8 protein-coding genes and 1 pseudogene are annotated in these 11,794 nt (G+C 71.8%); 3 read left to right on the forward strand and 6 right to left on the reverse strand.

All coding sequences use genetic code 11. The features are described from left to right. Positions 1-172: 172 nt before the first annotated feature. Together ACRDTB_RS17050 and ACRDTB_RS17055 are read right to left on the reverse strand one after the other, a co-directional pair. The gene (locus tag ACRDTB_RS17050; RefSeq protein WP_431431363.1) at positions 173-529 is read right to left on the reverse strand and encodes an STAS domain-containing protein; all 357 of its coding nucleotides are present in this window, start codon (positions 527-529) and stop codon (positions 173-175) included. Positions 530-533: 4 nt separating this feature from the next. Next, complete coding sequence (locus ACRDTB_RS17055) at positions 534-1,622, reverse strand: tartrate dehydrogenase (RefSeq protein ID WP_431431365.1); 1,089 nt, start codon at positions 1,620-1,622, stop codon at positions 534-536. A 40-nt stretch (positions 1,623-1,662) separates the two neighbouring features. Here ACRDTB_RS17055 and htpG point away from each other — a divergent pair, with 40 nt between their 5' ends. The 3 genes from htpG (at position 1,663) to ACRDTB_RS17070 (ending at position 6,855) form a co-directional block, all read left to right on the forward strand. Further along, positions 1,663-3,543: a molecular chaperone HtpG gene (gene htpG / locus ACRDTB_RS17060; RefSeq protein ID WP_431431368.1), complete on the forward strand. Its 1,881-nt coding sequence runs from the start codon at positions 1,663-1,665 to the stop codon at positions 3,541-3,543. A 4-nt stretch (positions 3,544-3,547) separates the two neighbouring features. Further along, positions 3,548-4,159 (forward strand): hypothetical protein, encoded by a 612-nt coding sequence (locus ACRDTB_RS17065; protein ID WP_431431370.1) that lies wholly within the window; start codon positions 3,548-3,550, stop codon positions 4,157-4,159. A 122-nt stretch (positions 4,160-4,281) separates the two neighbouring features. Then, entirely contained in the window at positions 4,282-6,855 is a 2,574-nt protein-coding gene (locus ACRDTB_RS17070) for a LuxR C-terminal-related transcriptional regulator (RefSeq protein WP_431431371.1), read from the forward strand. 19 nt (positions 6,856-6,874) lie between these two features. Here the strand turns inward: ACRDTB_RS17070 and ACRDTB_RS17075 are convergent, their stop codons facing one another. From ACRDTB_RS17075 to ACRDTB_RS17090, 4 genes and pseudogenes are all read right to left on the reverse strand, one after another. Further along, the gene (locus ACRDTB_RS17075; protein ID WP_431431373.1) at positions 6,875-8,413 is read right to left on the reverse strand and encodes a dynamin family protein; all 1,539 of its coding nucleotides are present in this window, start codon (positions 8,411-8,413) and stop codon (positions 6,875-6,877) included. Next, positions 8,410-10,269: a dynamin family protein gene (locus tag ACRDTB_RS17080; RefSeq protein WP_431431375.1), complete on the reverse strand. Its 1,860-nt coding sequence runs from the start codon at positions 10,267-10,269 to the stop codon at positions 8,410-8,412. The genes ACRDTB_RS17075 and ACRDTB_RS17080 overlap by 4 nt, the downstream gene beginning before the upstream one ends. A 100-nt stretch (positions 10,270-10,369) precedes the next feature. Beyond that, positions 10,370-11,149, reverse strand: coding sequence for an IniB N-terminal domain-containing protein (locus tag ACRDTB_RS17085; protein WP_431431376.1), 780 nt, complete (start codon positions 11,147-11,149; stop codon positions 10,370-10,372). A gap of 46 nt (positions 11,150-11,195) precedes the next feature. Beyond that, a pseudogene (locus tag ACRDTB_RS17090) lies at positions 11,196-11,794 on the reverse strand (hypothetical protein); the annotation flags it as partial.

Here is an 11,794-nt window from a genome sequence, read left to right on the forward strand (position 1 = left end):
TTGACCGACCAGGTGCGACACACACAGCACCTGGGTACTTTCAGTGTCAGCAATCCGGCCGACGGTCGCCATCGGGTCCCACACCCATCTTGCGGGCAGCGCACCATGTAGGACCCCGGCTACGCCGCTGAACCGGGCCACGACCCGAACGCTACCCACCCGACATGATCCACTAGCAGGGTGGCCGGGGAGCGAGCTCGCGCACGGCGTCGGAGAGGGACTCGAAGGTCGGGATGGACGCGGCCACGCCGCTCATCCGCAGCACGCGCAAGGCCATCGCACCATCCGCGACGAGCCCGAGGTGGCCCCCGTGCTCCTGCGCGCGCTCCGCCGCGGCCACCAGTTCCCGCAGCCCGGCCGCGGCCAGGAACGTGACCCGGGTCAGGTCCACCACCAGCACCGGCGGGACCTCCCCGCCGAGGGCCTCGGCCAGCTGCGGGGCGGTGCGCATGTCGAGCTCGCCGGCGACGGTGAGCACGAACAGGTCGTCGCGGTACGGCGTCTGGCGCGTCCGCAGCGGATCCGTCACGAGATCACACCTCGCCGGCCCGGCGGATCCGGTCGAGGAGCGCGTCGGCGACCTCACCGGTGGTGGCCGTGCCACCGAGGTCGCGGGTGCGAGTGGCCGGCGTGGCCAGGGTCGTCTCGACGGCGGCCAGGACGTCGGCGGCCGCCTCGGGGTGGCCGAGGTGCTCCAGCATGAGCGCCGCCGACCAGACCGCGCCGACGGGGTTCGCCACCCCGGTGCCGGCGATGTCCGGCGCCGATCCGTGCACCGGCTCGAACATCGAGGGGTACGTGTGGGTCGGGTCGAGGTTCGCCGACGGGGCGATGCCGATGCTGCCCGCGACCGCCGCGGCCAGGTCGCTCAGGATGTCGCCGAACAGGTTCGAGCCGACCACCACGTCGAACCGCTCCGGCGCCAGCACGAACTTCGCGGCCAGCGCGTCGATGTGCTCGGCGTCCCACCGGACGTCCGGGTGCGCGGCGGCGCGCTCGGCGACGACCTCGTCCCAGAACGGCATGGTGTGCACGATGCCGTTGGACTTGGTCGCGGACGTGACGTGGCCGCCCCGGCTCGCCGCCAGCTCGAAGGCGTAGTCGGCGATCCGGCTCACCCCGGCCCGCGTGAAGATCGACTCCTGGATCGCCTGCTCGTCCGGGAAGCCGCGGTTGACCCGGCCGCCGACCTCGCTGTACTCGCCCTCGATGTTCTCCCGCACCACGACGAAGTCCACCTGTCCGGCGCGGGCGTCGCGCAGCGGGCTCACCACTCCGTCGAACACCCGGATCGGTCGCAGGTTCACGTACTGCCGCAAGCCGCGCCGGATGGGGATCAGCAGGCCCCACAGGGAGACGTGGTCGGGTACCTCCGGCCAGCCCACGGCGCCGAGCAGGATCGCGTCGTGGCCGCGCAGCGTGTCCAGCCCGTCGGCCGGCATCATCGCGCCCTCGCTGAGGTAGCGCCGGCAGGACCAGTCGAGCTCGGTGTAGGCCAGCTCGAAGCCGTGGCGGGCGGCCACCGCGTCGAGCACCCGCCGGGCGACGTCGATCACCTCCGTGCCGATTCCGTCTCCGGGGATGACCGCGATGCGCCGCGCTCCGGCGTGGTGTTCGGACATCAGCGCATCGTACGAAGCGCCGTCGATATCATCGAGTGCCGTGACCACGTCGATCGAAACTCATCAGTTCCAGTCCGAGGCCCGTCAGCTCCTGCAGCTGATGATTCACTCCATCTACTCCAACAAGGACGTGTTCCTGCGGGAGCTGGTGTCGAACGCGTCCGACGCCCTGGACAAGCTGCGGCTGGAGACCTTTCGCGACAAGGACCTGCGGGCCGACATCTCCGACCTGCACATCGGGATCGAGCTCGACCGGGCGGCCCGCACGCTCACCGTTCGTGACAACGGCATCGGCATGACGCGCGACGAGGTCGTCAGCCTCATCGGCACCATCGCGAAGTCCGGCACCGCGGAGCTGCTGGCCAAGCTGCGGGAGACGAAGGACGCCGCCGCCTCCGCCGACCTCATCGGGCAGTTCGGTGTCGGCTTCTACTCCACGTTCATGGTGGCCGACAAGGTCATCCTCGTGACCAGGCGCGCCGGCGCGGACGAGGGCGTGCGGTGGGAGTCCAGCGGCGAGGGCACCTACACGATCGAACCCGTCGCCGACGCCGCGCAGGGTACGGCGGTCACCGTGCACCTCAAGCCCGAGGACACCGAGGACAACCTGCACGACTACGCCGACCCGGCGAAGGTCCGGCAGATCATCAAGCACTACTCCGACTTCATCACCTGGCCCATCAGGATGACGGGGGAGTCGGGCGAGCCCGAGACCGTCAACTCGATGAAGGCGCTGTGGGCGCGCTCCGCGAGCGACGTCTCCTCCGACGAGCTGACCGAGTTCTACCGGCACGTCAGCCACGACTGGAACCCGCCGCTGGAGACCGTCCGGCTCCAGGCGGAGGGGACGTTCGAGTACCAGGCCCTGCTGTTCATCCCGTCCCGGGCACCGCTGGACCTGTTCGTGCGCGACGCCAAGCGCGGCATCCAGCTCTACGTCAAGCGCGTGTTCATCATGGACGACTGCGAGTCGCTCGTCCCGGAGTACCTGCGCTTCCTCAAGGGCGTGGTCGACGCGCAGGACCTCTCGCTCAACGTCTCGCGCGAGATCCTCCAGCAGGACCGGCAGATCCAGCTGATCCGCCGCCGCCTGGTCAAGAAGGTGCTGTCGACGGTCAAGGCGATGCCGGCCGAGCGCTACGCGACGTTCTGGACGGCGTTCGGCAAGGCCGTCAAGGAAGGCCTCGTCGCCGACCCGGACAACCGGGACGCGATCCTGGAGATCTGCTCGTTCGCCTCCACCCACGACGCCACCGAGCCGACGACACTGCGCCAGTACGTCGAGCGGATGAAGGAGGGCCAGGGCCACATCTACTACCTGACCGGCGAGTCCCGGTCGAGCATCGAGAACTCGCCGCACCTGGAAGCCTTCCAGGCCAAGGGTTTCGAGGTGCTGGTGCTGACCGACCCGATCGACGAGATGTGGGTCGAGGCCGTCCCCGGGTTCGAGGGCAAGCAGTTCCAGTCCGTCGCGAAGGGCCAGGTCGACCTCGAGGACGAGGCCGAGAAGGAGGCGGCCGGCGCGGAGCGGGCCGAGCAGGAGAAGGACTTCGCCGCGCTGCTCTCCTGGATGACCTCGACACTCGCCGACACGGTCAAGGAGGTCCGCCTCTCGTCGCGGCTCACCACGTCGCCGGCCTGCATCGTCGGCGACGAGCACGACATCACGCCGACACTGGAGAGGATGTACCGCGCGATGGGCCAGGAGCTGCCGCAGGTCAAGCGCATCCTGGAGCTGAACCCGGCGCACGCGCTGATCTCCGGCCTGCGCACCGCGCACGGCTCGCGCGGCGACGACCCCGAGCTCGCCGAGACCGCCCAGCTCGTGCACGACATGGCCGTCCTCGCGGAGGGTGGTGAGCTGGCCGACCCGGCCCGGTTCGTGAAGGTACTGGCGAAGCGCCTGGAGCACGTAATCTGAGGCGGTGCCCAGCCGCAACAGGATCACGCCGACGGGGGAGCTCGTCGCGATCCCGCTGCGCGGGGCGTGGACGGGCAACCGTGGCATCCTCCACTCCGGCACGCGGGTCGTGCGGTTCCACGCGAGCGACCTGTGGATCACCTGTGCGCTGCGGTTCCGGGGCCGCTGGCACGAGCAGTGGCGGCCGCATCACCTGACCTGGCTGTACTTCCACGACGAGGCCGTGTCCTTCGCCGCCGGCCACCGGCCCTGCGGCGAGTGCCGGCGGGCGAGCTACACCGACTACCGGGACAGGTGGGCGGACGAGCTCGGCGTCGAACCGCCGTCGGCGAAGGAGATGAACCGGCGGCTGCACGGCGAGCGGATCGTCCGCGGCACGCACCGCAGGCGGCACCACGACGTGGCATGGGCCGGCCTGCCGGACGGCACCTTCGTCCGTCTCGACGACGCTCCCGCGGTCGTGGTGGGCACCCACCTGACCCGGTGGACGCACGACGGCTACGGCGAGCGGGTCCGGCGGCCGCGGCGGGGGACCGCGCTCGTGCTCACGCCGCCGTCGACCGTCGCCGTGCTCCGCGCGGGTTATCCCGTGCAGGTCGACGACTCCGCCCGGTAGCGTCCAGCAGCGGGGACAGCTCGGCGTATGGCTGCCCGTGGCTGATCTGTAATGGAACACGCTCGGTAACCGAAGAATGGGAGGGAGGATCCCGACGAAGGGGGGCAGGCGTGGTGGTTGCCGTGCCGTTGGCGCACGCCGACACCGTCGTTCCCCAGGCCGGCTGGATCCTCCCGCAGATCGCGTCGGAACCGGGCGCCCCGCTGACCGCGGCGATCGTCGGGCCCGGTGGCACCGGGAAGTCCGCACTGCTCAAGGCCATCGCGGCGGCCTACCGGGAGGCCGGGATCGAGGCCGTGCGCGTCGACCCGGAGACGGATCTCGCCACCGTTCCCGACGGGGCGCCGCTGCTCGTGGACGACGCTCACCGGCTCTCGCCGGACACGCTCGCGGCCCTGCGGGGGCGGGCACGGGCAGCGGATGCGCGGATGGTGGTTAATTACCGTCCGTGGCCGCGGCCGGATGGCCTCTCCGCGCTGGGCGCCCAGCTGTCCCGGCACCACTCGCCGACCGTCCTCGGCCACCTCGGCCGCGAGGAGGTCGCCGACCAGGTCGCCCGCCGCGTCGGCGGCCCGCCGCCGGACGCGCTCGTCGCGCTCGTGTACGAACAGTCGGGCGGGCTGCCGATGTTCGTCGGCCTGGTCACCCAGGCGATGCTCGACACCGGCCGCTTCGACCCGCGCCACCCCGAGCGCTTCCGGCGCCCGCCGCGGGTCTCCGTCTCGCCGGGGCTCGCCGAGCGGCTCCGCTACCTGCTGGAGGGGCTGGACCCGCGGATCTACGCCGTCCTCGAGGCCATGGCGATCGGCGCTCCCCTCGACGCGGAGGTGCTCTGCCCGCTGCTCGACGCCGACCCGGCCGACCTCGCCGACACGGTGGACGCCGCATTCGCCACCGGCCTGCTCACGGACTCGAGCGAGCTGATCGTCTTCGTGCGCAACCTCGTGCTGCGCCTCATCCCGGTGCTGCGCGGCCGGAACCTGCAGCGGCGGCTGGCCGAGCTCCAGCTGGCGAGCGGCGGTCCGATGCTGACCGTCGGCCGCCAGCTCGCCGAGTCCCGGGCGGCCGGCGCTCGCGCGTCCGCGGTGATGGCGGCCGCGGCCGACGAGGCGCTGCGGACCTCCCCGCACCTGGCGATCGAGCTGTATGACGCGGCCGTGCGGGCCGGGGGCAGCACGCCGGCCGTCGTCGCGCGCCGGGCGCAGGCCACGGCGCTCGCGGGAGACTGCGCGCAGGCCCTGCGGTTCACCGACGAGATCCTCACGGCGGCGGACGCCACGGAGCAGGACCGCCGCCGCGCGGTGTCGGTGAGCGCCGCGATCCTGGCCAGGCGGGGTTTCGCCTTGCGCACCGCCGAGCTGTACCAGGGCCTGTCCGGTCCGGACGTGCTGCTCGCCGTGCCCGCACTGCTCGCGGCCGGCGAGCTGGACCGGGCACGAGAGGTCCTCGCGAACGCGCCGCCGAGCCAGGACGACGCGCCGACCCTGACTGCCTCGGCGATCCGCCTGCTCGCGGGCGGCGCGCTCGAGTCCGTCGTGGGGGACGCCGCGGTGGCGCTGTCCCACCTCACGCAGGCGGCCGGGCTGCTCGACTCCGCCGGTGACGCGGTGCTGCTGCCGTACAGCCCGGTCGAGCTGGTCGCGGTCGTCGCCGTGCAGAGCGGGGAGGCGGCACTCGCGGACGCCACCCTCGGCCACGCGGTCACCAGCAAGCTCGGCGGCGGGCTCGCACACACCCGGCACCTGCTGCTGTACGGCTGGCACTCGCTGACCCGCGGGGCGCTGGACACCGCGCAGGGCGTGCTCGACCGCGTCGGCGCCACGCCGCTGGAGCCGGGGGACGAGCTGCTCGTCGCCGCCCTGGCGAGCGGCCTGGCCCGACGACGCGGCGACTCGTCGGCCCTCGCCGGTGCGTTCGCACGCGGACGCACGGCCCTGATCCGGCATCCGGTCGACCTGTACGTCCTGCGGCCGCTGGGCGAGCTGGCCGTGGCGGCGGCACTGCTCGGCGAGCGCGAGTCCATCGCCCCGCACCTCGACCAGGCGTGGACGTTGCTGGCCAAGCTCGGCGATCCGCCACTATGGATAGTCCCGCTGTACTGGAGCGGGCTGCACGCCGACCTCGCGGCCGGCGACCTCGACGCGGCGGAAGGCCGGGCGCGCGCGCTGGCGGCGGTGAACGCCCGGCACGCCAAGGGGTTCGCGGCCGCGGCCGCCTGCTGGCTGCGGGTGGCCCGCGGCGACGTCGACCCGGACGAGGTGCGTGCGGCCGCCATCGGGCTGCATCACGCGGGCCTGATCGCGGACGGGGCGCAGTTGGCCGCATCGGCGTCGGTGCGTACCGCGGACCGCAAGGACGGCGCCGGCCTGATGGCGTTCGCCCGCAACCTCAGCGACAGCACTGGATTCGGTCAGGACCCGGTGAGCACGCCACCGGCCGGCGGCGACGCGGAGCCGGCCGGCGCGGCTCCCGAGCCGGAACCGGCCGCGGCCCCGCTGCTGTCCGAACGCGAGGTGGAGGTCGGCCGCCTGATCCTCGCCGGCCTGACCCACAAGCAGATCGGCGCGCGGCTGTTCATCTCGGCGAAGACCGTGGAGCACCACGTGGCGCGCATGCGCAACCGCCTGGGCGCCGACGGCCGCAACGAGCTGTTCGGCATGCTGCGCAACTTGATCGGTGACGCCCAGCCCTCGTGACGCTCCCGCGGGGGCCAGATCAGGCCCGCGAGCGCGCCGGGGTGAGGGCGTCGACCAGGCCCTCGCACGTCCGGGCAACCGCGCGGTAGGCACGCACCGCGGGGCGGTCCGCGAACGGGTCCTCCGCTCTGCGGCGCCAGCGCCCCAGCTCGTGCAGCGCGGCCGCACGCACGGCGCCGTCCGAGGCGTCCGCTCCGAGCGCGAGCCTATGCGCCGGCGCCACTCCGTTGCCGCCGAGCAACTGCTGCGCCTCCCGCGACTCCCGCTCCGGCAGGTCCACCTCCCCGCACCGCAGTGCGGACAGTAGGCGCAGCTCGACGAACTCGTGCGCGCCCGAGCCGATGCGCTCGACCTCCGCCGCGAGCGCCTTGACCTCCGCGGGGTCCGCGGCGTGCGTGCCGGAGCTCAGCACGCGCTCGGTCGCCAGCAGGCCGCTGCGTGCCTTCAGCAGGTCCCGGCGCTGGGTGAACTGCACCGACAGCACGTCGTGCAGCTCGTGCAGACCGCTGGCGTGCACCAGCTCGGCGGCCAGCGCGGGGGAGTCGCCGCGGCCCTGCCGGATGTACATCATCGCGAGCCGCAGGCCGAAGATGCCGAACCGCTCGAGCAGGTCCTTGCGGCGCTCGTAGGTCAGCCCGGCGAGCGCCGCGACCCGGTCCGACCGCAGGAACCGCTGGGTGGACAGCAGCACGTCGTCCATGTCCGCACGCGGTGCGGCGGCGAGCATCGCGAGCGTGTCGAACTCGGCCTGCCGCAGCGTCCGTCCGGTCGCGGCGAGCAGGCCGGCCACCGGGATGACTGTCTGACACAGGCCGCGCAGCGCGGGTTCGGTCCGGTAGCGGCGGGCGATCCGCCGCGCGGACAGCATCGCGTCGATCCGGCCGCCGCCCACCTCGTCCGCGCGGGAGATCACCGCGATCGTGTTCACCGAGCTCGCCCGCGCGACACCCTGGTCCCGGAAGGACTCCAGGAATTCGGCGTCCGTGGCGTGCAGGTGGCGCATCAGGTAGACGACCGCGTCGGCCTCGGCGGGTGAGTCGTCGTCGGGCGTCAGCATGCGGAGCGCCCGGCGCGAGTACTGGCCGGACATCGACGCGATGCCCGGCGTGTCGATCAGCGTGGTCCCACGCAGGCTGCGCGACGGCCAGTCCACGACGAGCTTGCGCAGCCGGTCGGCCGGCATGCCGTGCAAATCGACCGCGAGCGCGCCGTTGTCGCGCCGGATGGGCAGCGACCGGGGCGCGTCGTCGCCGTACTCGCTGTCCGGATAGGACACCACGCGCGGCGTCGGCCCGTCCCGGTACCAGGTGACGACCTTCGTGCACTCGCCCGCGTCCGTGGGTGCGATCAGCTCGCCGACCAGACCGTTGAGCAACGTGGACTTGCCGGCCTTCACCTTGCCGGCGATGGCGACCCGCAGCGGCTCGTCCAGCCGGTTCAACTGGGCGCGCAGCTCCGCCACGATGTCCGGCTCGTTCGCGTAGACCCGCACCGCACGGCGCAGCACGCCGCGCACCGCCGCGGTCAAGCTGTGCTGGGAGGTCAGGGTGGCGCTCACTGCGCCGCCTCGAGCAGCTTCGGTTCGCGGCTCTGGCCGACCGCGCCGGGGATCAGTGACCGGGCGCGCTTGTGCAACGTCTCCAGCCGTGCCAGCTCCTCGGGGATCTCCGCGAGCCGGCGGCGCTGCTCGTCCTGCGACGCGCGTGCCGACTGCTCGGCCGCGGCCAGCGACTCCTTCAGCGACCGGTTCGTCTCCTCCGCGCGGTCGATGTAGTAGTCACGCAGGTCGCGCTGCACGCGGCGGAGCAGCTCGCGGGACTCCTTGCCGGCCTGGAAGATCACGTCGTCGGCGTAGCGGCGGATGGCGGCCTTCGCGTCGGCCTGCCGCTTGGCGAACACGCGCCGCCGGTCGTCGGTGAGGCCCTTGGCGCCGAGCAGCAGCCCCGCGCCGATCGAAAACGGGTTGATCAGCGAGAGGCCGACGATCGTGCCGAGCATGCCGAACATCAGCACGCCGACGTACCCGCCGCGCAGCCCGCTCAACGCCTTCTGGCCGAGGCCGAACGGCTCGCCCGAACGTAGCTCCATCGCCTGGATGCCGGCGAGCGGGTCCTCGTGCCCGGTACGGATCCTCGGCAGCAGCTCCTGCCCGCCGGAGAAGTGCTCGGCCACCTGAGCGGCGAGCCAGCGCGACCGCTGGGCGGTCCACAGGAAGTTCGCCGCGACCGCCGCGCCGACCTCCTGCTCGACCCAGGCGGAGAGCTGGTCCCAGATCTTGCGCGGGTCGCCGGCCTTGTTCACCTCCTCCTCGGCCTCGCGGACGATGTCGCGCATCCGGTCCCGCAGGTCGTAGTCGATGTCGGCGTTGAGGTCGGCCACGCCGTCGCTGAGCGTGTGCTGCCAGCGTGCTGAGCGCTCCTTCAGCGCGACCGCGTGGGCCTTCGCCTCGGTGAGCTCGCGGACCACGAGCTGGGCCTGTTCGGGGTCGGTGTAGGTGGTCCGCTCGGCCAGCAGCGCGGTGGCGAGCTGCTCGGTCACCGCGACGATGTCGTGCGCGGTCGAGCGCCGGGCGAGCAGGTCGGCCTGAGCCACGACCTGCTCGCGCAGATACGAGGCCAGCACCGAGAAGCCGGACTCCTCGTCGGCGGTCTCGTCGCCGTTGCGGATCGCGTGCACCCGCAGCGCCGAGGACACGACGAGCAGGTCGGCGTGGATCTTCTCCGCGGCGAGGTGGCCGCGGTCCAGCTCGGCGATGCGCTCCCACTCCGGGTACAGGTCCACCTTGCTCAGTACACAGAGGACATTGGGGCACATCTTGGTGGCCTGCCGGAGGAACTCCAGCTCCGGCGCGGTGTACTCCTGGGACGCGTCCGAGACGAACAGCACGGCGTCCGCCGCGGGCAGCTCGGCCAAGGTCGCCGCGCCGTGCACGGAGTTCAGCCCGCCGACGCCCGGGGTGTCCACGATCTCGAGGCCGCCGGCGAGCAGTGCGCGGGGCAGGCCGATCTCGGCCTCCCGCCAGCCTTCCCGGTTGCCCGGGTTGCCGGTCTCGGCGATGTGGTGGCCCAGCTCCTCGATCGGCAGCTCCACGCGCTCGACCTTCGCCCGCTCCGGATCGCCGTCCTCCGCGGGCTCCAGCACGCGAACCAGTGCGGCGCTGGGCTGTTCGGCGTAGCGCACCACGGTCGGCACCGAGGTCGCGACGTCGTCGAACACCGGGCACACCGGCGCCCGCACCAGACCGTTCACCAGCATGCTCTTGCCCTGCTTGAACTCCCCGACCACGAGCACGCGGACCCGGCCGGTGCGCAGCCGGTACCCGGTCCGCCGCAGCCGCTCCTCCAGGTCGGTCCGCCCGTACGGCGCGATCGCGCTGAGCGCCTGATCCAGCGCCTCGAGCGGCTCCGACCCCATTCCGTCCTCCTCAGGGAAATCAGTCCCCACACACCGGGTCCGCCCGGGGTGTCCGGTGATCCGAACACCCCGGGCGGACGACAGTGGCGGCTACTGGCGGCTACTGCGAGACCGCGTCCGCGGGGTCGAGCCCGACCGCCGCGTCGGCGTCCTCCTGCGGCCAGAGGCTGTCCGCCTCGTGTACCGCGGTCGGTGCCGCTTGGCCCGACACACCCTCGACGCTGACATCGGTGTCGATGAGGTCGTCGTCGGAGGTGTTGTGGTTGTACGAGGCGTCGACCGTCGTGTCCGTGGACGCGTCGGTGTTCGTCTCGGTCACCGTCGTGTTCTCCGAGCCGGACAGCGAGGTGTCGCTGTCGGAGTTGAGCGACGAGTCGATGTCGTCGCCCGCGGCGGTGCTGTGGTCGATCGAGCCACCCTTGTTGTCGATACCGTCGTTGTCCTGGTTGAACGAGTCGTCGATGACGGTGATGTCGTTGTCCTCGTTGAACGAGTCCGTGATCGTCAGGTCGCCTTCGGCGTGGATGTCGACGGTGTCGCGGTCGTCGACGTTGATGATGATGTCCTCGTCGTCGACGTAGTAGTAGTTGTAGTTGTTGATGTCCGGTCCCTCGTGCACCACGTAATGCTTGGTGATGACCGAGATCTCGGGCAGCGCGTCATCGCTGTTCGCGAAGTGCGGGGGGCCTCCCGTGGCCTGTACCCCCACGTGGTCGGCGACCATCGGCTGCACGTCCCTGATGTCCAGCCCACACGTGCTGTCCAGGCCGTACTTCGCGAGTACGCCCTCAGGGTCCTGCTGGAACTCAGCCTGCAGCTCCTCGTCACCGAGCAACGCCAGCAGGAAATCGATGAGCGAGGAGATCGTCGTCGTCGCCATCACTCACCTCCTGCCTTTCCGCTCCGTTGGCACGCCCGCGTCGGTCTCAGTCGATCTCGATCTCGACGTCGTCGATGTCGAGGTCGAGACCGTCGTTGTCGAAGCGGTTGCCGTTGAACGAGTGGTCGTACGTGGTGTCGTGCGACGCGTCGACGTTGGTCTCGGTGTAGGTGTCGTTGTACGAGTCGCTGATGTTTACAGTCTCGGTGCTGTTGAGTGAGTCACTGATGTCGTCGCCGGCCACCACGCTATTCGCGATGCTCCCGTGGCTGTTGTCGACGCCGTCGTTGTCCTGGTTGAACGAGTCCTTGATGAAGGTCACGTCGTTGTCGTCGTTCCCGACGTTCTCGAACACGTTCGACACGCTCGTGGACTGGCTCGACGTCTGGGAAACCGTGCCGCCCGCGCCGCCGACGCCGCCGTCCGCGCTCGACGGGCCGGAGGAGGTGTCGTTGTCCGCGTCGGCATCGGCATCCGCGTCGGCGTCCGCGTCGGCGTCGCCGCCCGCGCCACCGTCGCCCTCGCCGCCGTCGCCACCGAAGGAGAAGCCCAGGCCGAGGCCGTTGCCGCCGAACGGCCAGCCGCCGCCGTGTCCGGCACCCACCGCGGCCGAGTCGCCGCCGTCGCCGCCCTCGCCCTCACCGC

The organism is Actinophytocola sp. (assembly GCF_050699935.1).
Taxonomy (GTDB): domain Bacteria; phylum Actinomycetota; class Actinomycetes; order Mycobacteriales; family Pseudonocardiaceae; genus Actinophytocola.

Bases quoted from the DNA above. Each gene is read 5' to 3' on its own strand.
- ACRDTB_RS17055 (WP_431431365.1), bottom strand. From the start codon at position 1,622: ATGTCCGAACACCACGCCGGAGCGCGGCGCATCGCGGTCATCCCCGGA.
- ACRDTB_RS17085 (WP_431431376.1), bottom strand. From the start codon at position 11,149: ATGGCGACGACGACGATCTCCTCGCTCATCGATTTCCTGCTGGCGTTG.
- ACRDTB_RS17080 (WP_431431375.1), bottom strand. From the start codon at position 10,269: ATGGGGTCGGAGCCGCTCGAGGCGCTGGATCAGGCGCTCAGCGCGATC.